17 protein-coding genes are annotated in these 24,910 nt (G+C 43.4%); 14 read left to right on the top strand and 3 right to left on the bottom strand.

Annotated elements, in window-relative coordinates:
- Positions 1-3: 3 nt before the first annotated feature.
- The 8 genes from A8O23_RS03575 to A8O23_RS03535 all read left to right on the top strand — a co-directional run bounded on the left by A8O23_RS03575 (position 4) and on the right by A8O23_RS03535 (position 15,233).
- Positions 4-1,185 carry a DUF4861 domain-containing protein gene (locus A8O23_RS03575; protein WP_066617007.1) on the top strand — a complete coding sequence of 394 codons (1,182 nt, stop codon included), beginning with the start codon at positions 4-6 and terminating at the stop codon, positions 1,183-1,185.
- 699 nt (positions 1,186-1,884) lie between these two features.
- Positions 1,885-3,771: a beta-N-acetylhexosaminidase gene (locus A8O23_RS03565; RefSeq protein WP_066616628.1), complete on the top strand. Its 1,887-nt coding sequence runs from the start codon at positions 1,885-1,887 to the stop codon at positions 3,769-3,771.
- A gap of 87 nt (positions 3,772-3,858) precedes the next feature.
- Entirely contained in the window at positions 3,859-5,172 is a 1,314-nt protein-coding gene (locus A8O23_RS03560; protein WP_066616626.1) for an alpha/beta hydrolase, read from the top strand.
- Positions 5,173-5,239: 67 nt separating this feature from the next.
- Complete coding sequence (locus A8O23_RS03555) at positions 5,240-6,415, top strand: glycoside hydrolase 5 family protein (RefSeq protein WP_066617005.1); 1,176 nt, start codon at positions 5,240-5,242, stop codon at positions 6,413-6,415.
- Positions 6,416-6,848: 433 nt separating this feature from the next.
- On the top strand, positions 6,849-8,615 hold the full coding sequence (locus tag A8O23_RS03550) for a sugar-binding protein (protein ID WP_066616623.1): 1,767 nt from the start codon (positions 6,849-6,851) through the stop codon (positions 8,613-8,615).
- An 85-nt stretch (positions 8,616-8,700) separates the two neighbouring features.
- Positions 8,701-10,419, top strand: a complete 1,719-nt coding sequence (locus A8O23_RS03545; RefSeq protein ID WP_066616620.1) for a sugar-binding protein — start codon at positions 8,701-8,703, stop codon at positions 10,417-10,419.
- A 74-nt stretch (positions 10,420-10,493) separates the two neighbouring features.
- Positions 10,494-13,955 carry a ThuA domain-containing protein gene (locus A8O23_RS03540; protein WP_082882885.1) on the top strand — a complete coding sequence of 1,154 codons (3,462 nt, stop codon included), beginning with the start codon at positions 10,494-10,496 and terminating at the stop codon, positions 13,953-13,955.
- A 228-nt stretch (positions 13,956-14,183) separates the two neighbouring features.
- Entirely contained in the window at positions 14,184-15,233 is a 1,050-nt protein-coding gene (locus tag A8O23_RS03535; protein ID WP_066616614.1) for a substrate-binding domain-containing protein, read from the top strand.
- 216 nt (positions 15,234-15,449) lie between these two features.
- Here A8O23_RS03535 and A8O23_RS03530 read toward each other — a convergent pair whose 3' ends face one another.
- Both A8O23_RS03530 and A8O23_RS03525 read right to left on the bottom strand, forming a co-directional pair.
- Positions 15,450-16,364, bottom strand: a complete 915-nt coding sequence (locus tag A8O23_RS03530; protein ID WP_066616611.1) for an alpha/beta hydrolase family protein — start codon at positions 16,362-16,364, stop codon at positions 15,450-15,452.
- 353 nt (positions 16,365-16,717) lie between these two features.
- Entirely contained in the window at positions 16,718-18,163 is a 1,446-nt protein-coding gene (locus A8O23_RS03525) for a Gfo/Idh/MocA family protein (protein ID WP_066616608.1), read from the bottom strand.
- A gap of 336 nt (positions 18,164-18,499) precedes the next feature.
- Between A8O23_RS03525 and A8O23_RS21545 the strand changes: the two genes are divergently transcribed.
- On the top strand, positions 18,500-18,658 hold the full coding sequence (locus A8O23_RS21545; protein WP_161486687.1) for a hypothetical protein: 159 nt from the start codon (positions 18,500-18,502) through the stop codon (positions 18,656-18,658).
- Positions 18,659-19,034: 376 nt separating this feature from the next.
- On the opposite strand, the gene A8O23_RS03520 is transcribed toward A8O23_RS21545, so the two are convergent.
- The gene (locus tag A8O23_RS03520) at positions 19,035-20,273 is read right to left on the bottom strand and encodes a PQQ-dependent sugar dehydrogenase (RefSeq protein WP_066616601.1); all 1,239 of its coding nucleotides are present in this window, start codon (positions 20,271-20,273) and stop codon (positions 19,035-19,037) included.
- 549 nt (positions 20,274-20,822) lie between these two features.
- Here A8O23_RS03520 and A8O23_RS03515 point away from each other — a divergent pair.
- From A8O23_RS03515 to A8O23_RS03490, 5 genes are all read left to right on the top strand, one after another.
- Complete coding sequence (locus A8O23_RS03515) at positions 20,823-22,046, top strand: site-specific integrase (RefSeq protein ID WP_066616598.1); 1,224 nt, start codon at positions 20,823-20,825, stop codon at positions 22,044-22,046.
- On the top strand, positions 22,046-22,984 hold the full coding sequence (locus A8O23_RS03510; RefSeq protein WP_066616592.1) for a hypothetical protein: 939 nt from the start codon (positions 22,046-22,048) through the stop codon (positions 22,982-22,984). The genes A8O23_RS03515 and A8O23_RS03510 overlap by 1 nt, the downstream gene beginning before the upstream one ends.
- Positions 22,985-23,060: 76 nt before the next feature.
- Entirely contained in the window at positions 23,061-23,372 is a 312-nt protein-coding gene (locus A8O23_RS22080; protein ID WP_082882884.1) for a helix-turn-helix domain-containing protein, read from the top strand.
- A 282-nt stretch (positions 23,373-23,654) separates the two neighbouring features.
- Positions 23,655-24,497, top strand: a complete 843-nt coding sequence (locus A8O23_RS03495; protein ID WP_066616585.1) for a rolling circle replication-associated protein — start codon at positions 23,655-23,657, stop codon at positions 24,495-24,497.
- A 4-nt stretch (positions 24,498-24,501) separates the two neighbouring features.
- The gene (locus tag A8O23_RS03490; protein ID WP_066616582.1) at positions 24,502-24,780 is read left to right on the top strand and encodes a hypothetical protein; all 279 of its coding nucleotides are present in this window, start codon (positions 24,502-24,504) and stop codon (positions 24,778-24,780) included.
- The last annotated feature ends 130 nt before the right edge of the window (positions 24,781-24,910 follow it).

The raw sequence follows: 24,910 nt of genomic DNA, 5'->3' as shown, positions 1-24,910 counted from the left end.
TGTTTGGGGGCAATACTTGCCTTCACCTTTTTTACTTCCTGCCGGCAAGTGTCGGGTAGTCATGAAATAACCGTTAGAAACAGGTTAGATATTGATCGGCCGGTAGAAACAATTTCTGTTCCGGTTAAAGAAGTAAAAGCCTTGGTGAAAAAGTTTGGCGCAGCTAATATTGTCATCAAAGACACGGAAACAGGAGATATTTTGCTAAGCCAGCCGGTTGATCTAGATTTAGACGGTGTCATAGACGAAATACTCTTTCAGACTGACATACAAGCCAAAGCAGAAAAGAAGTTTTTGGTGCAGGGAAGAACCAACGCTAATGACTCTCAACCAGAGAGCAAGGTGAAAGCCTATTCACGTTTTGTGCCGGAGCGAACCGATGATTATGCCTGGGAGAATGACCGTGTCGCTTTTAGAACATACGGCCCGGTGGCCCAGCAAATGGTGGAGCAAGGCAAACCAGGCGGCACACTTACCAGCGGTATGGATGCTTGGTTTAAGCGGGTTGAATATTCTATCATTGATTCCTGGTACCAGAAGAATTTGGAAATACCTGGTTATTACCATACTGACCACGGTGAAGGATACGACCCTTACCATGTAGGTGCAAGCCGGGGGATTGGTGGGATAGGCGTTTGGGAACAGGATTCGTTGTATGTGTCTAAAAACTTTGTGAGTTATAAGAGAATTGCAGCGGGCCCTATCAGAACCATCTTTGAGTTGACCTACGCTCCTTGGCAAGCGAATGGAAGAACTGTAACAGAGAAGAGAACGATTAGTCTAGATCTGGGCAGCAACCTTTCAAGATTTGAGGTTGATGTTAAAAGCGATGTTCCGCTGCCAAACGTTACCGTGGGTATAACTTTGCATGATAAAAAAGGTCAGGTGAAGGCAAATGAAAGAGAAGGGTGGTTTAGATACTGGGAGCCTATGGATGACTCTTTTCTGGGAACCGGTATGGTAATACTGCCAGAGGCGGTACAATCCTTTAATGACCATAGGGTAAAGAGGCCTGATATGAGTCACTTGTACCTAATGGCTTCTCCCAAAGAAGGAAAGCTTGTTTACTATGCTGGCTTTGGGTGGACTAAAAGCGGTCAGTTCAAAAATGTGCAGGAATGGGATCTGTATCTGGCAAATTACGCTAAACGAATCGCCTCTCCTTTAGAAGTTACCTTCAAGTAGCACCCTTCACGGTATAAGCATTTATTCCATTATCTGCTTTAGGGCTGTTTTTAGAAAAACAGCCCTAAAACAGGTTTTTTAGCATTTACTTCCCTTAAGTTTTTATCAATAGGCGTTGAATTTGCTTTGTCCATGGCAGTCAAGCTTATGTTTAACCCATTGTAACTTTAGGTTGAGTCAAAAGCAGAAAAATCAGTAGAACCGCACAGGTAGATATAATTTATTAATTTGTTTTCAGGCTGATTTTTTAAAAACAGCCTGAAAACAGCAAGTAGTTCAGCTGCTTCTAGTAAAAAGCACCGTGCAATGTGCTCTCCTCTGCTTCGTGTGCACCTCATCTAATAGAACCTATAAATCCTATTCTCAATTTTTGCAAGTTTGATAATAAAGGGTAGGAGGTTTTGTAGAAATGCTATTTTTTCAAATAAAAACTTTTTTCCTAGAGCATAAATATGTATCATTGTGCACGTACACGCTGAAGCATTGTGCCGTAATAACACAATCGAATTTATACCCAACTAAACTTGAGAGGGTAAAGGCAAACGTCCCTAAAGGAAATGAGCTGCTGACATCAGGTAGCTGGAGCTTCAAAGCAGAGCAAGAGGCAAGCATACAAGAATATCCAATGGGGAATTTAACTCTTTATTGAAATTGAGCTAGCCCATCAGGTTAAATAAGAAAGTAAAACGTTTAGTAGAAATGAAAAGAATAGGCTCACTATTGCTGGTTTTGATGTTCACTTTTGGTGCTATGCCACAAGGGTATGCTCAGAAAGATAACAATAGCCAGAAACGCGAGATTTCCATTATACCTCTGCCGTTAAGTATTCAACAGCAAGCAGGTAATTTTCAGCTTAATTCTAAAACTACCATTTACGTAGATCCCGGAGATGCTGAACTAAAGCTGTTGGCTGGCATGCTGGCTGATCAACTTCAAACGACCACGTCTATCAAAGTGCCGGTTGTGGAGAAAGCTGGTGGGCAAAAGAAGAAAAACGCTATAGTGCTTACCAAAAAGCAGGCAGCTGATTCGCTGGGCAAAGAAGGATATTCTTTAAATGTCAGGCCAGAGAATATTGTGTTGCAGGCCCCACAGGGCAATGGCATTTTCTATGGCCTACAATCCATTTTTCAACTGTTGCCTACGCAGGCTGATGGTTCTATGGCAAACAAAAATGTTTCTATACCTGCAGTATCTATTATAGACAAGCCCCGCTACGGCTGGAGAGGTATGATGCTTGACGTAGGGCGCTATTTCTACCCAGTAGACTTTATCAAAAAGTTTATTGATTACATGGCTATGCACAAGCTCAACACTTTCCATTGGCACCTTACTGAAGACCACGGCTGGCGCATTGAAATTAAAAAGCATCCAAAGCTGACCGAAGTAGGGGCGTACAGAAAAGGTACTCAGGTAAACTCGCCTAAGCACATTGATTACAGACCACACGGAGGATATTACACCCAGGAACAAATAAAGGAGTTGGTGGCGTATGCCGCTGAACGCTATGTAAATATTGTTCCGGAGGTGGATATGCCTGGGCATACTATGGCCATGCTGGCTGCGTACCCAGAGATTTCTTGTACCGGTAATATTGAAATGCCTTTGCAATGGGGAATTAAAGAAGATATTTTATGCGCTGGTAACGAAAAAACATATGCTATTGTAGAGGATGTTCTTTCAGAAGTGGCAGAATTGTTTCCAAGCCCTATCATTCACATTGGGGGCGATGAGGCACCGAAGAAGAGATGGAAAGAGTGCCCTAAATGCCAGGCCCGCATAAAAAAGGAGAACCTGAAAGATGAGCATGAACTGCAGAGCTATTTCATCAAACGCGTAGAGAACTTCCTGCTAACCAAAAATAAGAGAATCATAGGCTGGGAAGAAATAATGGAGGGCGGATTAGCCCCTAACGCCGCGGTGATGTCTTGGCTCGGGATCAAGAGCGGTATTGCCGCCGCCAAGCAGGGCCACCCAGTAGTGATGAGCCCCACCGAGTTTCTGTACCTAGACTATTACCAGAACTACCCAGCCTTAGAACCGAAAGCGATTGGTGGTCTTTTGACCGTGGAAAAGGTGTATAGCTATGAACCTACTCCCGCCGAATTGACACCTGAAGAAGCTAAGTATATTTTAGGCACCCAGGGTAATGTTTGGGCTGAGTACATTCACTCACCTGAGAAAGTAGAGTACATGGCCTATCCACGCGGAGCAGCCTTGGCGGAAGTAGCCTGGACCCAGCCTATACTCAAGAACTGGGACAACTTCAAGAAGAGGTTGGAAAAACAATACGAGCGCTATGATGACTTGGGGATCAATTACTCAAGAAGCGCCTACAATGTTTTGCCTAAGGTGTCGGTGAATGAAAAAGAGAAAGAAGCCACCGTTACTTTAGAAACCTTTTACCATGAGCCGGTCATCTACTATACAATAGACGGTTCTGAGCCATCCCTTGAATCATTGAAATACACGGTGCCCTTCATTATAAAAGATGCATCAGTTGTAAAAGCAGCTGCCTACCGAGAAGGCAAGCGTGTAGGTGAAGTAACGGTAAGACATATTTCTGACAAGGATTTAAAGAAGTAACACCTGTTTTGGACCTGTTTTTAAGAAATGAGGCCTAAAACAGATTTGATGAGGGGCAGCAGGGTTAAATTTTGTAGTGCAAGTACAATGGGCAAAGCTAAATCTTACATTTTGCTTTTATGGCTGGCTTTTGAGTCGGTGCACGGGTACGCACAGAAATTTAACTATTATGAAAAGCTGGTGCCAGAGTATACTCTGCCCGATGCCTTGAAAATGCAGGACGGAACCCCCATCAAATCAATAAGAAGCTGGGAAAGAAAACGCCGGCCCGAACTATTGTCTCTGTTTCAGGAGCATGTGTACGGACAGACCAGGCACGTGCCGAAGAAGCTTCGGTATAGAGTAGCATCAACTGACAGAAATGCTTTAGGTGGTTTAGCTACAAGAAAGGAGGTTGTTATTTTTCTTGCGGATGATACTACCAGAAGAATCAACTTGTTAGTGTACCTGCCTAACAGCCAAAATTCGCCGGTAGCCATGTTCATGGGGCTGAATTTTGCCGGGAACCAGACCATACACGCTGACCCCGGAATAAGCATGAGCAAGAGCTGGACACGGTTTGCCAACAAGCCAGGCTTTAACCAAGACGGTACTGCAAACGAAGGCAGCAGAGGAGCTTATGCATCCAGATGGCAGCTAGAGGCCATTTTAGAAAAAGGGTATGGGCTTGCCACCGCTTATCATGGTGATTTGCAGCTTGACAGAAGAGATGCCGCCACTCTGCCGCAGAACTTCTACACTTGGTATAACCAAGACCGGTCACTACAGCCTGGAGAGAATGATTGGGGCATAATTGGAGTGTGGGCGTGGGGGCTGAGCCGAATGATGGATTATCTAGAGCAGGACCCGGATGTTGATGCCAACCGAGTAGCCCTTGTGGGGCATTCAAGACTTGGGAAAGCAGTTCTGTGGGCTGGTGCCCAAGATGAGAGATTTGCCATGGTGGTTTCAAATAATTCAGGAGAGGGCGGAGCTGCTTTGGCAAGAAGAAAGTTTGGCGAAACGGTAGAAGAAATAACACAGGCCGCTCCGCACTGGTTTGGGGCTAATTTTAAAAAATTTGCCCGAAAAGAGGAAGAGTTGCCGGTAGATTTCCACCAGCTGTTGGCCCTGATCTCTCCCCGGCCGCTGTATGTGGCCAGTAGTTCTGAAGACTTGTGGGCTGACCCAAAAGGAGAATATTTGTCAGCGTATCATGCTGGCGCCGCTTATAAGTTGTACAAGCTAAATGCCCTGTGCAGTAGTGCTCCTCCGGCGGTTGGCGAACCTGTTCAGGAAGGTGTCATCGGGTACCATAACCGAAAGGGAGCACATGACATTACCCGCTATGATTGGGATTTGTATTTGAGTTTCGCCGATAAACATTTAAAACCTGCTTCCTTCTCTGCAAAGCAAAAGTAGAGCATGAGTTAAGAAGGAGATTGATTTTACCTATAGTCCAGAGAAATTGTCAAACCATAAATTATATATGAAGAAGTTCAGTTTAATCTTGTTTTCACTTTGCTATGTATTCCTGCAAAGCTGTTCCTCTCCCCGTGGCGAAAATGAAAATGCTGCAGCGGAAGCGGTAGCTCCCCGCGACATCTGGTCAAAGGAGCAAGCCAACAATTGGTACGCCGAACATGAGTGGTTGGTAGGCAGCAACTTTATTCCAAGTAACGCTATCAATCAGCTTGAAATGTGGCAGGCTGAAACCTTTGACACCACCATCATCAATAAAGAGTTAGGAATGGCTCAGTCTATTGGCATGAACACCGCGCGTGTGTACCTGCATGACCTTTTATGGGAGCAGGACTCTACCGGCTTCCTGAAAAGAATGGATACGTTTTTAGGTATTGCGCAGCGCAATGGCATCAAGCCCATGTTTGTTTTCTTTGACTCCTGCTGGGACCCGTTCCCTGAATTAGGAACTCAAAGAGCACCCAAGCCTCATGTTCACAACTCTGGTTGGGTGCAGAGCCCGGGTCAGAACGCCTTGAAAGACTCAACGCAGTACCCGCGCCTTGAGCGCTATGTAAAAGGTGTGATGACACGCTTTGCCAATGATAACAGAATTCTGGCTTGGGATGTTTGGAATGAGCCAGATAACATGACAGGTCCTTCATATGAAAAAGTGGAACTGCCGAACAAGGTAGAGTATGTGCTTCCGCTGCTGGAAAAAACTTTTACATGGGCAAGATCAACCAATCCTTCGCAACCTCTTACTTCTGGTATTTGGGTAGGTGACTGGTCTTCACATGAGGTAATGAAGCCAATTGAGAAATTACAGATAGAGCAGTCCGATGTGATCTCTTTCCATAACTATGACAAAGCGGAGGAGTTTCAGAAGCGGGTAACCTGGCTTCAGAGATATGGCAGACCGATCCTTTGCACTGAATATATGGCCCGTCCGAACGGAAGCACTTTCCAAGGCTTTTTGCCAATTGCAAAGCAGCACAAAGTGGCTATGTATAACTGGGGTCTGGTAGATGGCAAAAGCCAAACGAAGTATGCCTGGGACAGCTGGACGAAACAGTACACTGCAGAACCAGAAGAGTGGTTCCATGATGTGTTCAGAAAAGACGGAACCGCCTACCGGAAAGAAGAAACTCAACTGATAGCTGAGTTGACAGGTGCAGCAGAGCCTGCCGCTGCAAATCAGTAACATAGAAATTGAAAGTACAAAGCCAGTTGATCTTATAAAGATTGATAGTATTAAAGTACCCTCTGGGAGCTAGTATCTAAAACTAGGTTTCAGAGGGTATATCTAATATTCTAGGTTTCTGCTTACAAGCTTCTTTTAATGCATAGTGATCTCTTTGGTATAAGGGGTTCAAAGGGTGCTTTAAATGCTACAGTGGGAGAGCTCTTGTTAACATGATACATCTACTGAAAGCCAAATTGTAACCGACATTCAGTTAGTTTGTTTTAGAGCTCATTTTTTAAAAACAAGCTAAAAACAGAAGCTCTGAGGGAAGACCATACCCTTAGAAAAAGAGGAAGATCATAAACAAAATACTACTTCCAAACCTAAAGCTGTGGAGCGTTAAGAAGCTTGTAATGGCAGGGGAGGGGAAATTTTTTTACGTTTTATTTTAATGGTGAAGATTACAGAGAGGCTATCTCTTATTTTTTGTTTATTCATCTGTGTTTGCTGTAGCCAGAAAATCAGTTCCCAGGGTACGGCTAAAACAGAAAGTCAAAAAACAAATGAACCAGTTCATGGCAGCAGAATTGCCTGGGACTATACCACCCTGCGCAAAGTTTCCTCTTCTGAAACTGGCGCAAGGTACAATGGCTATGCCCGGGTGGTACAACTGCAAGACAAATCGTTGCTAAGTGTATATGAGGCCAGCGGAACTGTAGTAGCGGTAAAAAGCCATGATTTAGGGAATTCCTGGTCTAGTCCGGTGGTAGTAGCGGCAAAACCAGAACATTATAATAACGCCAACCCAGATCTATTGGAGCTGCAGGATAAATCTATACTTGTTTGTTATAACCCAAGGCCCGGTAAAATTGACCCCTCCAGAAAATTTGAAATAAGAACAAAGAAAAGCTACGATGGCGGTGCCACGTGGGTAGAGGAGAAACTGCTGTACCAGGCGGGCCATGAATTTGAAAATGGCTGTTGGGAACCCGCGGCTATTCAGCTGCCCAACGGGGAGGTGCAGTTGTTTTTCGCCAATGAAGGTCCTTACACTTTCTCTGAAGAGCAAAACATCTCCATGCTACGGTCAAGCGACAATGGCCTTACCTGGACAAAGAAACCAGAAAACATAAGCTTCAGGGCCGGAAGTCGTGACGGTATGCCTTCGCCGTTGCTGCTGCAAAATAAAAAAGAAATAGTGGTGGCCATTGAAGACAACGGAGTGGAACAGTTTAAACCCTATGTAGTTCGCACCACCCTGAGTGACAACTGGAAAAATACCGTCACGGGCAATAGCTCCCGCCGTAACTATGCATTAGCTGAAAGAGTAGGCGATTCTATTTATGCCGGTGCCCCTTACATTAGACAGCTTAAAAACGGAGAGACCATTTTATCTTACCAAGGAACCGAGGGAAGGAAAAACCACATGAATACTTCAGAAATGAAAGTGGTGATAGGAAATGACCAAGCGCGTAACTTCAGCAGAAAAACTTCACCTTTTCCTATTCCTGAAAATACCTCTGGGCTATGGAACAGCCTTTGCGTGTTAGAAGACAATACCGTAGTTGCCCTAACTACCACCAGAGGCTTCTCTAAAAACGGTACCACCGAAGTTTGGATGATCAAAGGACGTGTTGTCCCAGAGGTGGCTGCCCAAAAACAAACCATTACAGTAGACGGTGCGCAGAGTGAGGCTGTTTGGTCAGAGCAGTTTCCGGTATTCGTGGGGCATAAAAGCGCCACTCAGCTTACAAGCCAAGTTGTTCATGACGATAAGTACCTATATGTGCTTAACTTTGTCAAAGACTCTTCCATAGTACACTCAGCCCAGAATCCAGAAGAAGGTGATGGGGTAATGGTGCAGCTAGACCCTGCCAATAAATCATACACAAGGCCAGACGGTGAGGTATATAGCTTTTTTCTGTCAGTAGATGGCAGTCTTGTGATGAAAAGAGGTCAAGAGGGGCAGTGGGTCAAAGCAAATGATACTGAAGTTAATCAGGTGAAAGCCATCAGCAAAGCAACTGACGCTGGCTATGTGCAGGAAATAGCCATTCCGTGGACCCTATTAGGGGGAAAACCGACAAACGATGCACGAATTGGGTTGAATGTGCAATTGACGGAGAGTACAGGCCAAGGAAGAGTGAAATACCGTGAAAGCATCTCTGCTAATCATGCAGACAAACCCTACACTTGGTTGACTCTCCGGTTAAAGTAAGAGGCTATTAACGGTCCTATTGATATATTTTATAAGTAGAATTATGATGTTAAAAATTTCAAGACTAGGAATACTTCTTCTTTGCATGTGTACCTGGGTAGGTTGTGGCGATGACAATGAACCTGATATTGGACCATCTGGTGAAGAGAAAACCAAAACTAAACCTTTTGTTTCTGGTAGCCGCATTGCATGGGATGTGAGCACGTTGCGCAAAGTGTCACAAGATGCAGGGTACAATTCCTACGCCCGTGTCATTCAGCTGCACAACAAGTCATTGATTAGTGTTTATGAATCGAACGGTAGAATTGCTACTGTCCGGAGCAATGATTTAGGGTCAACGTGGTCTGCTCCAACTATTGTAGCGGCAAAGCCCAATGGGTACGACAATACAGTGCCAGATATTATTGAGCTAGATGACCAATCAATATTGGTATGCTATAACCCAAGACCCCATAACCCACTCGGTCCTTCTAAAAGATTTGGCATCAGAACTAAGAAAAGCTACGACGGTGGCCTCACCTGGAAAGACGAGAGACTGCTCTATGAGGCCGGCTATCAGTTTGAGAACGGTTGTTGGGAGCCGTCTGCCATTCAACTACCCACAGGTGAATTACAGGTTTACTTTGCCAATGAAGGGCCTTACACCGCTTCTTCAGAACAGAACATAACCATGGTTCGCTCTCATGACAACGGTCTTTCCTGGTTGCCGCAACCCGTAACAGTGAGCTTTAGAGCTGGCAGAAGAGACGGTATGCCAGCACCATTGTTACTTCAAAATGGAAGAGACATAGTCGTAGCCATTGAAGACAACGGAGTGGGAGATTTCAAACCATATACTGTTAGAACGACCGTATCTGAAAACTGGAGAACTCCTGTGGGGGGCACCAGTGAAAACCGTCATTACGCACTGGCTGAGGCCCTGAATAGCTCAATCTATGCAGGTGCCCCTTATTTGAGGCAGTTGAAGCACGGTGAAACAGTCATGTCTTACCAAGGGACAGAAAACAGGACCAACAACATTAATAATGCAGAAATGAAAGTGGTGATTGGCAATGAGGAGGCAAAATCTTTCAATCGGAAGACGGTGCCTTTTACTATACCAGCCAACGCCAGCGGCCTCTGGAACAGCGTCAGCGTGTTAGATGATAATACCGTTGTAGCCCTCACAGGCACCAGAGGTTTCTCCTCATCTGGCAACACAGAGGTTTGGATGATAAAAGGCCGTGTGATACCAGAACTTCAGGTGGAAAAACAAACGATAACTGTAGATGGATTGCAAAACGAAGAAGCCTGGTCAGGAAAGTTTCCCGTGTTTGTGGGCCATAAAACCGTTACCCAATTGACAAGCCAACTCACGTATGATGATGAGCATCTGTACGTGTTAAACCATGTGAACGACAGAAAAGTAATCACAGACTCTTCTGATCCGGAAGCAAATGATGGCGTGGTGGTGCAACTTGATCCGGCCAATAAATCTTATGAAGCCCCTGGGAAGGGTGTATATAGCTTTTTCCTGTCTGCTGACGGAAAACTGGTGGCAAAAACAGGAGACAATGGTAAATGGATAGCCTTAGGAAAAACTGAAGGAGTGAAATCTTCTAGCAAGACCGTTGACGGAGGCTATGTGCAAGAGATTGCCATTCCGTGGGTACTATTGGGTGGTAAACCCGCGTTAGGAACCAGGATTGGGTATAACACCCGCCTGGTGGAAGACACAGGTCGTGGTCCTGTAGATTATGTAGAAAGTATTTCTGCCAACATACCGGACCAGCCGTTTACCTGGTTAACGGTTAAGCTGAAATAAAGAATATTCTCTATTTTAAAGGGCAGTAAACCACTGTTGGAGATAAACAAAGTTGTTGAGTAGTTAAAAAGAGTATGAATAGAAAGTCGGCCGGAACTGTGGCTCTTTTCGAGGGGGAGTTTACAACAATATTTTCCGGTAAAGTGAAAGTTTTACTTCTCAACTATTGTAGTTTACTTCTGGCCGTGTCATGCTGCCTGTTTTCCTTTTCTTCCTGCAAAAGTAAAAGAGAAGGAGAGCCTAGGGTTCTCGTCTTTAGTAAGACCAGCGGTTATCATCATTCCTCCATTGCCCATGGCAACAAAGCTTTGCTGGAGTTAGGTGAAAAAAATGGGTTTGCTGTAGACACCACTTCCAATGCTTCTTTTATTCACGAAGACTCTTTGAAGAAGTATGCCGCGGTCATTTTTCTGAATACAACTGGTGATGTCTTAAATCATTATCAGGAGGCAGATTTTGAGCGGTATATACAAGCAGGTGGTGGCTTTGTGGGCGTACATGCGGCAACTGACACTGAGTTTAACTGGGGATGGTACGGTAGGTTAGTTGGCGGCTATTTTAACGGGCATCCGGAAGTGCAACAGGCCACTATTCGCGTGGCAGATGATTCCCATGCCGCCACCAAGCATTTGCCCCAGGAGTGGAAACGAAAAGACGAATGGTATAACTTCAAATCGCTTAACCCGGAGGTAAAGGTTCTTCTAACCCTGGATGAAACCAGCTACAAGGGCGGCACCAACGGCGAAAATCATCCTATTGCCTGGTACCATGATTTTGAAGGAGGTCGTGCTTTTTACACGGCCTTAGGTCATACTGAGGAATCCTATTCTGATGAGCTTTTTCTGCAGCACCTTTTAGGAGGCATCAAGTATGCTATTGGTGACAACAATGAATTAGATTATGATGAAGCTGTAGCGCAGAGAGTACCCGAAGAAGATAGGTTTGTCAAAACTGAACTTACCAAAGGCACGCTCTTTGAGCCTACCGAAATGGCTATTTTACCCAATTTAGACATTCTGGTAGCACAGCGGCGTGGCGAGATCATGTTGTACAGCCAAAAAACCGGTGAAGTAACACAAGCCGGTTTTCTGGATGTCTACCACTCTACCAAAACAAATGCCAACGCTGAGGAGGGGGTTCTGGGAATAGCGGCTGATCCTGACTTTGCGAAAAACAATTTTGTTTTTGTGTACTACAGTCCGGCAGACACGTCAGTTAACCGCCTCTCACGCTTTATGTTTCAGAATGGGAAGCTGGATATGGCCTCCGAGAAAGTAATTCTCCAGTTCTTTTCCCTGCGGGAAATCTGCTGCCATACCGGAGGTTCCATTGCTTTTGGTTCTGATAAGCTGCTGTACCTTTCAACTGGTGACAACAGCACTCCCTTCAGTGAAAAGGGGCAAAAATATACTAATCAAGGGTACGCTCCCTTAGATGGACGTCCGGGGCATGAGCAGTATGACTCCAGAAGAACTGCCGGAAACACCAATGACTTACGGGGGAAAATCATCAGAATAAAAGTCAAGGAAAACGGCAGCTACGAAGTTCCGGAAGGAAACCTTTTCCCCAAAGATCAGCCTAAAACCAGACCGGAAATTTACACCATGGGGCACCGTAATCCTTACCGGATTACAGTTGACCCTAAAACAGGGTTTGTGTATTGGGGAGATGTGGGGCCAGATTCTAACATAGACAGTCTGGCAACCAGAGGACCCAAAGGCTATGATGAGATAAATCAGGCACGTAAGGCAGGCAATTTCGGCTGGCCGCTTTTTATTGGAAATAACTATGCCTACAGAAAGTACAGTTATGCTACCGGTGAATCTGGGCCCGCCTTTGATCCTGCCAAGCCAGTTAATGAATCTCCTAACAACACGGGCTTAGTGCAATTACCACCGGCACAACCAGCCTATATATGGTACCCCTATGACACCTCTCCAGATTTCCCCCAATTAGGGTCTGGCGGTAGAACGTCTATGGCTGGGCCGGTTTATTACACAGATTTACAACCGAAAGAAACCCGTTATCCAGAGTACTATAATGGCAAATTCTTCATCTATGAATGGATTCGGAACTGGATAAAGGTTGTCACTATGAAACAGAACGGTGACTTAGACAAAATTGAGCCCTTCCTGGAGCATGAAAGCTTTTCATACATCATTGATATGGAAATAGGGCCAGACGGGAAAATCTACTTACTGGAATATGGAAAAGGATGGTTCACCGGTAACCCAGATGCGGCAATTCAAAGAGTTGATTACATAAGCGGAAACCTTCCTCCTAAAATTGAAAGTTTAGAAGTAGACAGCAAAAGTGGCTTGATTCCCTTTACTGTTTCTGCCAAGGTGGTGGTAACCGATTCAGAGAAAGCCAAATTGAAATATATCTGGAAACTAGGTGACACCAGAAAAGTGACCGACGTGCCTGAGGTAGAGCACACTTTCACCAAGGCAGGAGATCATGTTATACAAGTGGAAGTCATAGACCCTGAAAAAGCCTCCGCCAAAAGTGATCAAGTAACCGTGTATGCAGGCAATGAACAACCCAATGTAGTGATAGCCGTGCATGGTAACCGTAGTTTCTACTTCCCCGGTCAGCCGGTGAAATATCAGGTGCATGTCATAAAAAACAAGGGCGAGGTAAAACCAGAGAATCTTATAGTATCTGCTGATTATATAGAAGGAAAAGACTTGGCTGGCGCTCCTTTAGGGCACCAGGTAGCATCAGAGGAGTTATTGGGCAAAGCATTAATGGAAAACTCAGATTGTATGGGTTGCCATAAGCTTGATGGGAAATCTATTGGCCCGTCTTACGCGCAGGTGTCTGACTTCTACAGAAATAAAAAAGGAGCCACAGAACACCTTACAAACAAAATTATAAAAGGCGGGGCAGGAGTGTGGGGAGAGAATGCCATGCCAGCCCACCCCACTATGTCTGAGTCAGATGCCAGAAAAATAGTCTCTTGGGTTATGTCTTTAGGTAGCCCCAAAAAAGCAAAGGCTTCTCTTCCGGCCAAAGGCCAAATTGTACCTGATCTGGGGGGGCAAAAGAAAGAGAATACGGTGCTTAAACTATCTGCCACTTACACAAATGAAGGGGGAACGGGTATAAAGCCCCTTGTAGGGTCTGGCGCTGTTCAATTGAGAAGCAACCAGTTTGATGTTTCAGAATTTAAGGAGGTTCATGGTTTCGCTAAAAAAGATTCATCTGGACATAAGTACCTGCTACTGCCTGACGGAGAAGGATGGTTGCAAGAAAAAGTAGACCTAACAAATATTAAAAGTATAGAGCTGGCAGGCTTTGGAAGTAACGCACCGCACAGCTACTATGTTGAAGTGAGACTTGGGCAGAAAAACGGAAGAAAGGTTGGGGAAGGAAAAGTTACCTTCAACGCCGAACGTAAGGCTGTTACCTCTTCTATTCCTATTCAGGCGCCTATAAACAAAGGAGTGACCGATGTGTTTATTGTAGTAAAGGAGACTGCGGGCAAGGGAAGAAGCAAACCATTGCTAAAGACAGTTTCTTTTAACCCATAATCTGAAGAAGTTTGTTAGTGGAAGCAGCTATTAAATCATTAGCTTTAAAAACGATTTAACTTTAAAATCTAGAGCCTAGTATAGGAAAAGCCCTATCTGATAAAGATGTAAACAGTTGTGAAAGCTTCTAGTAGACTTATTCTATTGCAAATAATTACCATTATAAGCAAAGTTTCTTAACTTTGGAACTGCTTATAATTCACATTTAAAAAGCATGAAAAAAAAAGTATAGTTCGAATTAAGGACATAGCGGAGCGGGCACAAGTTTCAAGAGGAACCGTTGACAGGGTTTTACATAACCGGGGTAGGGTAGCAGAAGACGTAAGACAGCAGGTCCTGAAAATTGTGGAGGAGATGAATTACGAGCCCAACCTTATTGCTCGTACCTTAAAATCAAACCGAACCTATACTTTCATTGCTCTTATTCCAGATCCAGATGTAGACAGGTATTGGGAAGACCCAAAGGCAGGCATTGAAAAAGCTGAAGCGGAGTTAAGCCAATACGGTGTAGTGGTAGAGCAACTGATCTTTGACCCGTACAACATTGAATCTTTCCAGAAAAAAGCCACAGAAGTAATCAATCACAATCCTGATGGAATCATTGTAGCCCCAATTTTCCATAAGGAAGTAATGGCTTTCTTTGAAGAATGGGTAAAGCAGGATATTCCTTACGTTCTGTTCAATACTCAAATTTCTGATTCTTCCGCGCTTAGCTACATAGGGCAGGACTCGTACCAGAGCGGTTTGTTGGCTGCCAAGTTATTGCATTATGGTTTGACTGGGCCCGCAACGGTTTTGGTGGCGCACGTTGGCGAAGACATTTCAAATTCGGCCCACTTGTTAGAAAAGGAAAAAGGATTTAGAGATTACTTTTCAAAAGACCACCTGGTAGGGCAGTTTGAGGTGATACAGCAAACCTTTGATGACCCTAAGAATGCTTCTTTTGTACAGCAAATTTTAGAGCTTAAGGAAAAGAATCCCAATTTAAAAGGCGTTTTTGTTTCTAACTCAAAAGCGTTTGAACTAGCGTATTATATAGAGAAGTTTTCTTGGAATGATGTGAAACTGGTAGGCTATGATTTGTTGCCGCAGAATTTAGAATATCTGGAAAAAGGTGTTATTGATTTTCTGATCAATCAAAATCCTTTCGGGCAAGGGTATTGGGGAATCCAGCAATTAACTGACTTGACAGTTTTCAAGAAAGAAATTCAGCCAATTAAATATTTACCGCTTGACATCATCACTCAGGAGAATTTAAGATTTTATCTGAACGTGTAAAATCAATGTAAGGCTTCAGAATTACAATGAATAGGCTCCTATTTGCTGTGCTTTTTTGAAATATAGAGGAATGCACTATTGAGAAAAACTTTAGGAGCGCCTATCTGATATCAGTAAAGTTTAGAGCTATAAATGAAAAGCCCTCGTTCCTGTTTTAGCCCTATTTTTATAAAAGTAGGGCTAAAACAGGAACGAGGGCTTTGTTGTGTGAAGAAGTTAGTCGCAGAAAGAATAGCTGCTTTTCTTGCCGGTGCTTAGTATAATATGCTCTTGCTGCTTCTGGCCAGCCAGCACATTGTCAAGAAAATCTATTATCAGGTGCTGCTTTTTGTTAAACAGTTCACCGCTGTACTCATGGGCACCTCCGCAAAAGGTTACCAGTCTTGTGTTCCCGTTCAGTTCTACCACATGCTTGTAAATTGGTAAGGCGCCAAACAGCATGAACCAGTTAGAGGCATTAGTAGGGCAATTATGATGAGCTCCGGTAGCATACGGAACCCCTTTGTCTTCACTGCCATGGAATAGCATTACAGGCATTAAGTTTTTTGGAGTGATCAGGTTCAAATCCATGATGGCACCGGCACCGGACACTACCCCAGCATATTTAAAAGTGGCCGGCAGAGTGACATTTGGGTATAAATTCATTTTTTGTCTGTCCCAAAAGGCAGCATGCAACGCAGCCTCGGCACCGGCGCTACTGCCTGATAAAAATATTTTGCTGGGGTCAATGCCGTGTTTTTGCGCGTTTTGCAGGAAGTAAGAGGTGGCTAGCCACATTTGATTGGCAGCAATTTGCCAGGTTTTGATTTTCTCAGGCAACTGACCGGTGCAGCCATAGTTTCGGCCTTTCATGTACAGGGTATAGGAAATTGTTGCAGCGGCATAACCTCTGTTAGCGAGGTAACGGGAGAAGTTATGCCCTGCAGATCTGTCGCCGGCAGCGAACCCTCCGCCGTGTTCAAAAATGACCAAAGGAAGTGGCTCTTTACTCTTTTGAGCAGGCAGAAAAAGATCTAGCTCTAATTTTAGCGTATCATCTTGATAATAAGTAAATGTGGTGAATTTCTGTGCATTTGAAATGGAGGCAATTGTGGTGAATAACACCATAAGGATAAGCTGTATTTTTTTCATAGCTATGTAAGAGGTAAAAAAGTAATTAGTGTTTGCTTATTTGGTTTAGAATAAATTTTTAGTTAGAAAATAATGACCGCACCTGATGTGAGGCTACAACAATGGGATCAGATTGTACTTTAATGCCGCCCTACCCGCTATCTTCTCCTGCGCACCCTCTGGGCAAAGCTGGTTTAGTAGTGGAGGGACTGAAGGGGCATGTTTTCATTAGGTGTTTTATTCTGCCACTTCCAAACCTATAGAGTTTAGAAACCTCGCGTGCTTTATGTTTTGGACCTGTTTTCCAGAAAGTAGACCCAAAACAGGAGTACTCAAAGACAATTTCAAACGCTTCTAAGACTGGTTGTAATATGCTAAGCCTTCACGTTGGTAGTGCCGCCGCCCGCAAAGGTTAGATCAACCGGTTTGTTCTTCTGCCAGGCACCCCTTGTAAAGTCTGGCACGTCTATAGAGTTTGATCGGTTAGCCACCGACCATTCACTTAACGGGGCAATGGCGCTCCAAAGGGCAGCGTCATACACGTCCTGGTCCAGCGGGAAGCCATTCCGAAGGCAATCTATCAAGCGCCACTCCATCAGGAAATCCATTCCGCCGTGCCCACCTATTTTCTTTGCCATCTCACCCAGTTTCTTGGTAAGCGGGGGCGTATACTGTTGCTCCACCTTTTGGAATTCTTCCTTAGAAAGCCATCTTTGGTGGCTAGTGGCTATTTTGGCTGGAGTAGGCCACTTTCGGGCTATGCCCTTGGTGCCGCTCACCAAGTGAATGCGGGAATATGGTCGGGGAGAGGACACATCATGCTGCACCATTATAGATTTGCATTTCTTCGTCCGGATGGTGGTGGTGTTCATGTTGCCCCGGAAATTCATATGAACAAACTGTTGGTAGTAGCTGTCTTTGGCGGCTGCCTCCTTGGCTTTAGGTCCCATGGAGAAGTCATTGGAGGCCATGGAGACAAGATAATCCATTTGGTCGCCGCGGTTGATATCCATGATCTGGCAGATGGGCCCAAGCCCATGGGTAGGGTAAAGGTTGCCATTGCGGAGGCCGTTCTCCCTGAGGCGCCAATTGTCCTGGTAGGCTGCTTCAGTTTCGCTGGTTATGGCAAAGTTTAGGTCCAGGAGGTCATGTATGTAAGCTCCCTCCCCGTGTATTATTTCGCCAAAGAACCCCTGCCGGGCCATATTCAAGGTAAGCATCTCAAAAAAATCATAGCAGCAGTTCTCTAGCATCATGCAATGTTTTTTGGTGCGCTCTGACGTTTCTACCAATTGCCAGCACTCTTCAATAGTTGTAGCGGCGGGCACCTCTACTGCCACATGTTTGCCCTGCTCCATGGCATACACAGCCATAGGCACGTGTAGGTGCCAGGGCGTGGCAATGTAAACCAAGTCAAGGTCATCTCGGTCGCACATTTCTTTCCAGGCTTCCTCAGAGCCAGAGTAGGCAATAGGCTGCTGGCCAGACTTCTCTATTTTCTTCTGAGTCGCGGCCACCCGTTCAGGCCTCAGGTCACACAGCGCCTTAATTTCCACCCCTTCTATATGAATCATGCGCACGACTGAACCTGGCCCGCGCATACCCAACCCAATATAGCCTATCCGCACCTTGTCTAGTTTGGGAGCAGCATAGCCGCTCATGTTAAATTGTTGCCGTCCAGCTGCTTTACGAGCCTGCTGCTGGATGTAATTTAGATTAGATGCGGACGAGGAGGCAGCGCAGCCGCTCAAACCGGTACTGGCAAGGCCAACTCCGGCCAGACCAGCCAGCTTCAGGAAGTCTCTACGGTTATTACTCATAGATAATCACGCTTTTTGCATGGTTTTATGGTGAGCGAAAAGAATTAGAATGCTTCAGATTCTTTTCATATAGCGCATTGGTACATCAAAAGCAGATAACTCGGTATTACCATTACATAGCCTAATTGCGGAATAGGCAAAACGGTAAAAATATGTTAACTGGTGGTTTGGTAAAGCGGTGAAGTAGTGATAGCTGATTTAAAAATAGAGATAGGGATTCTATTATCCAACTAACTATTAGTAAAAACGTGTTCGAACACACAGGTGTTTAGAATTGTCTTAGTCGAGCACAGCTTAGCATAGCTTCAAGCATCCAAAAAAGTAGGAAGTACTTAAATGGCTTGGGTTAAAGTGTTAGAAGTCCGGAAGCAGAATGGAATCCTGCCAGGGGAGGAGAGCTTTAAGGCTTCTTCTGCTTTTGATGTGAAGAAGATTAGCAACAGTAATCCTAAACAGATGGGAGTACATCTGACAAAGAACAAGGTGGAGTTTTAAGGCTAAACAGGGAACTGATCTAAGTCAATCTCAACAATTCATACAAACTCTCTTACATTTAAGAGGAACTACAAAGGCTAAAAGGGGATGAAATCAAGGAAATCACCCTTAAGTATTCCACACTACATTTATTTCTAACCTTCCATAAAACTACTATGTGGTTTTATGGAAGGTTAGAAATAAAAATCTCTAAAACAGATAATATATAAAATGGAAGTTTATATGCTTAAATGATAATACATTCAAAATGAAGCCAATTACAGAATTGAATAAAAGAAATTAGCCCTAGTTCTTGCTTCTTTATACCAGCTGTTTTAGGGCTATTTTTTAAAAAATAACGCTAAAACACTGGTAAACCTTCAAGATAAAAGCGCTTTTACTGGCGGGGTGAAATCTTCCAAAGCTCGCCATTTGTTTGGTCGGTCACTATATATAGGGCACCATCGGGACCTTGGCGTACATCTCGTATACGTTGGTTTCGGTCTTGGAGCAAGTGCTCTTCTCCGGTTACCTTTCCATCTTTTATTTTTAGCCTGACTAGCCGCTTGTCTTTCAGGCCTCCAATAAATAAGTCGCCGCGCCACTCTGGAAATGCATTTCCAGAGTAAAACTGTGCGCCTGATGGAGCGATAACAGGATCCCAATAATACACAGGTTGCTCAAAGCCTTCTTTCTGGGTAACTGAGTTAGGTACCGGACTGCCTGAGTATTCTTCACCGTACGTAACTAATGGCCACCCATAGTTTTTCCCCTTTTGTATCAGGTTTAGTTCATCACCACCCTGTGGACCCATATCCACTATCCATAGTTTCCCGGCAGCGTCAAATGCCGCCGCTTCCACATTTCTATGGCCTACAGACCAAATTTCTGGCAAGGCGCCTGCCTGTCCTATAAATGGATTGTCAGGGGCTGGTGCTCCTTGAGGAGTTATCTTTATGATTTTCCCTAAATGGCTATCAAGGTGTTGTGCCTGTGGGCGCGTAGCCAAGTCTGAACGTTCACCAAGGGTAACATACAGCATGCCGTCCGGACTAAATGCTAGTCTAGAACCAAAGTGCATTTTATTGTTATATGTTGGCAATGCACGGAATATAGTTTTTACCTGCCCTAATGATGTTCTATCTGCAGAAAGCACGCCTCGAGCCACACTCGTTCCATTACCGCCTGCCCAAGGCTCCGTAAAACTCCAGAAAATGGTGTTGTCAGTGCTGAAATTGGGGCTTAAGGCTACATCAAGCAATCCTGCTTGTCCACCAGCTTCCACGTTAGGTAGACCAGCTATGGGCGCTCCCACTTCTCCGCTGGCGGAAATTATGCGTAACCGCCCAGATTTTTCCGTAACAAGCAAAGAACCATCAGGAAGTGGCTCAACCGCCCATGGCTGCTCTAAGCCCTTAGCCAATGTCTGAACCTGAAAATTTGTAGAGGAAGATATGGCGCAGGCCCGGGTTTGCCCGGCAAAAGCAGGTTTCTGGTGCGGTGCGTTTGCTTCACGGTTTTCTAGTGGAGTACAGTTGTCTAGGGTCTTTTCATCTGCTGTTTCAGAACTGTCATTGCAAGAGAGGAAAAATATGCATGCCAGTAGATAAGCAGCAGAGCGTAGTAATGTTTTCATATGAAGCCAAGGTAGATTAAACTAATATAGTCTACTACCTTAAACTTGTAATGTATAAATAGGTTTAAAGAGCACTGCTCCGGTGCCCATAAGGAAAAGCTTCATGGGAAGGTGCAAATGCCAATTTATGTAATCTTGAAATTTGAGCAGCTTGAGTATTTGATTTAGGAGCAAATCTCTCTATAGTGCCACCCGCTTAAGAATTGTAGATTATTTTTTTCAGAAGTTTCTTGTTCAGCAAGCAATATGATACCGACCAGATGATCTGCGGTTTTATGATTAGTAGCTCTTGGTTTATTAGGTGCAGGAGAATAAAAAAGAGGACAGCGTCAGAATATCTGAACTGTCCTCTCAAAGTACCCAGGGCCGGAGTACTTTTTACTTCCTCCGTTTAATTTGTCTTTTCTAAAAAGTGGCTTTAAAATGCTTTAAAAGCGGTTTTATGGTTAAGATTGATTAAGCCGGATTAAAGCAGATTAAATAAAACCGTCCCCTAATCCGTCCCCTGAGAATTTTTATTGTCTATATTGCAGGCCTAACTCTTGACCTATGGCCTCAGTTTCATTTGTCCTAAAAGAACCAAATTCGAAAGAAGAGACTCTTGTCTATCTCCTGTTTAGGTTCAGTAACTCCAAGCTCAAATTCTCTACTGGTGAAAAGATACTTCCAAAGTTCTGGAACCCTGAGAAGCAGAAAGCAAAAGAGACAAAACAGTTTCCAGAGTTCCCAGAGTTTAACTCACGCTTGGACAACATAGAGAAATGGATTAAGTCTATCTACCGAAAGCTCCTGAATGATGAAGAGGAGATAACTTTAGATAAGCTTAGGGCTGAGCTTACCAAAAAAGTAAAGCCTCAAGCTGAGGTAAAGAAGCTTGACCTGATTGCTTTTGCTGATGAGCTAATTAAGAATACTTCTAAGAAGCCTAATACTGTCAAGAACTATAAGCAGGCGCTTGTCAAGCTTAAGGAGTTTAAAGAGGCAAAGAGAAAGCCGTTAGAGTTTGAAAGCATCAATCTTGAGTTCTATAATGACTTCACCAAATACTTACAGGAAAGAGGCTTCTCAATTAACAGCATAGGAGGCTTTATAAAGAACATCAAGGTATTTATGAATGAAGCCACAGACAGAGGCTTAAATAAGAACCTTGAATACTTAAACAAGCGATTTAGGGTAATAGAGGAGCACTCAGATACTATCTATCTTACCCAAGAGGAAATAACAAAGATTTATGAGCTTGACCTTTCAGAAAACAGCCGGCTTGAGAGAGTAAGGGATTTGTTTATTGTGGGCTGTAATACTGGTCTTAGGTTTTCTGACCTAAACCAGATTAACAGTGATAACTTCATCAGTAACGGTTCTCAAATTAAAGTTAAAACTGAGAAAACCGGAGAGACTGTTATTATTCCAGTTGGCAAAAGAGTAAAAGAGATTTTAGACAAGTATAAAGGGGTATTGCCGAATTCTATCAGCAATCAGAAAATGAATGATTATCTAAAAGAGATTTGTGAACTAGCTGAACTTTGTGAAAGTGTGTTAGTAAGTATAACAAAGGGAGGGAAGAAAGTTCAGGAATCATTTAAGAAGCATGAATTGATTTCTACCCACACGGCAAGGAGAAGTTTTGCTACAAATCTTTACCTTGCTGATGTGCCCTCCATTACCATCATGAAAATGACAGGGCATAAGACTGAGAAGGCCTTCCTTAAATACATTCGTCTTACTCAGGAGCAAAACGCCCAAAAACTTGTTAATCACCCATTCTTCAACTGATGCCACTTTCTAAATTTAGCCCTGAACAATTAACTCATCTTAAATGTGAGTTTGACAACCTACAGTCAATAGAAGATAAGTTTCGTTTCTGGCCTACTAAGTTAAATTTCTCTTATGCTAAGGTAGGGGTTACTATAGGCGTCAATAATGTCAATGACTTTTTAATACATACAACAAATGAAGATGAGGTTGAAAAATTGAATGTTCTAACTTTAGAAGAGGCTAAAATATATTCTGATGTTTTGAGGACACGCCACAAACGCCCACCCAATATTGATTTTGATTATGAAAAAAAGGAGCTAGACAGGAAATTGATTAACGCAATTAATCCTTTACCTATTCTAAATAAAGAAAGGCAATGGATAGAGCAGGAAATACAAAAGCACGATTTAAATGGGCGAAATTTCTTTGAGGCTATAGAGAAAATTGATTGTCATTTTATAGGACTGAAATGTTGGGGGCCAAATTACCCGATATTGTGGAATATAGGGTATGAAGATTACTACGTAAGAGGAAAAGAACCTGATTTGCGTTGCTATTGGAGGAGCGGAGAAGAGCTATTAGCATTGATGAATGGTTATTCTCTGGCTCTTTATCACAAATACATTGATAAAATAGAATGGGAGTATAGCCAGAAAAGAAGCTCAATAGCGCAAGAAGAAACTACTAGAAAGCAACAGCTTTTAATTCTCTTTGAAACTGGAATGTTAGATAGCCTTAACCACTTAGCTGTTAAAGACAGGAATAAGCTTTTGTCTGTCTTGTTAAACAGAAGTGAGACAAATATTAGAATGGAGCTTAACAAGATTCATAAGAAAGGAAAGACTAACAGTATCCGTAATGAAGAAAACCTTGCTTTCTTATCTAAACTATTTGCTGAAACTGGGCTTGAGGAAAAATCCAAAGAGATTAAGAATGAGCTAGATGAGTTAAGGTAAGTAAAAAAGAGCCTCCCCCATAACCCCACTCCTCGAGGCTTTGACCAATTCCTTTGGGACATAAATCAAAACGATTATGTCCCAAATTATTCTAAACGGATTAACGACAGAGCAACTCAAGGAGATGCTTGTCCAGGTGCTTTCAGAGCATCTAAATGTAAAAGAGTCTAATGCTCTAGGCTCTCAGAATCAAGTTCAATACTTGACTAGGGTAGAGGCTTCCAAGCTTCTTCAAATCTCTTTGCCCACTCTCAACGACTACACTAAGAGAGGAATTATTTCATCTTATCGGATTGGCTCTAATGTGCGCTACAAATCCTCTGACATAGAGAGCGCATTGCAAGAGAGGTGCTATTCCCCTAATCGGAAAGGAGTGCGCCATGCATAAGAATGACTACTCAGTCATAGTGTTTCTGGCTGACTCAGATAAGCCTAAACGGTGGACTTATGTGCATAAGCTGAACGGCTTCTCTATGTTCCTCAAAAGGGAGTTTCCTACATGGGTCTACATGAATGTGTATGAGAGAAGGACTGGCAAGTTCCTTAAACGGTTCTACCCTACACAGTTCATTCCACCGTTCCTTTGTTTTTTTTTAACCTTCAGTATTTTTAACCTTCAGGTTCAAACCTTTATTAATGGTTTTAATAATACTGCAACGATTCAGATTCCGTGTTAGTCAAAAACACGTACGGTTGCAGTGCAGTGCTAGGCACCAACTTAACCAAAAGGCTGCTTTACAATAAGTATTCTGGTTCATCCTTAGATAGAAAGAAGGAATCTAATCCAAAGCCCAAAAAGAAGGAAGTAAATGAGGAAGCAGAGGAGCTAAAGCTTGCTAATAAGAAGCGGTCAATGTCAAGCAGGACAAAGACTAAAATCAGGAAGAAGCTTATGGCATTTGCTCAGCTTCATAAACGCCTGACTTTTGTTACCCTTACTTTTTCCAATGAGGTAACTGATGAGCTTGCCGTGGTTGTTCTCAGGAAGTTTATAGACAACATCAAGAAGAGGAGCAAGGACTTTCAGTACCTATGGGTGGCCGAACGGCAAACAGGGAACAAGACCTTCTCAGATAACATCCACTTTCATTTAATAACAAACAAGTACTGGGATATTCAAAAGACTTGGGGATATTGGTTAGAGGTCCAGAAGAAGAATGGAATCCTGCCAAGAGAGCAAAACTTTAAGGCATCCTCTGCTTTTGATGTAAAGAAGATAAACACTAGTAACCTAAAACAGGTGGGAGTCTACCTGACCAAGTATGTGACTAAGAACAAGGCAGAGTTCAAGTGCCAAGTCTGGAACTGCTCTAAATCCATTTCAGCTCTCTATACCGACTTCTACACTGATTACAGCTTTTTAGAAGAGCTGCATAGACTAAAGAGAAATGAGATAAAGGAGATACCGCTTGAATATTGCACACTTCATCTTATTCCACTTGATAAAACTACCATTCGATTCTATGATAGACTTGAGAATAAAAATAGAAAAACTTTAAGGGTTTTGGATTGAAACTATGGAAGAATATATAAAACGCATGTGCGAAAGATTAGACATAGATACATTCATTTTCAATCCTATCTCCGAATTCTGTGACATGGTAGAATATGAAATAGCAATATGCTTTAGTTGTGGAGGAGAAAGAGCAGAGTATGACTTAGATGATTTTATTGAAACTGAAAGAAGTTTGTGGGAAGAAATCGGGCCAGTTAATAAGATATTTTGTTTTCTTCATTGTTTAAAATGCAATGAGTTGTCTGCTATAATTGACATGCAAGGAAATTATAAGGAATAAGAAGGGCCAAAGCAAATGCTCTGGCCCTTCTTATTCATAAACTTTATAACGGCTAGAGGAAACGGCGGCCGGGGACCTTACTTAGTTATTTAGCAAGTTAGCATTTGCAGAAGTAGGAATCAACGACCAT

The sequence above is a fragment of the Rufibacter roseus genome (assembly GCF_001647285.1).
Lineage (GTDB): Bacteria > Bacteroidota > Bacteroidia > Cytophagales > Hymenobacteraceae > Nibribacter > Nibribacter roseus.
The sequence above is the reverse complement of the archived record's forward strand: the minus strand, read 5'-3'. Positions and strand labels throughout refer to the sequence as shown.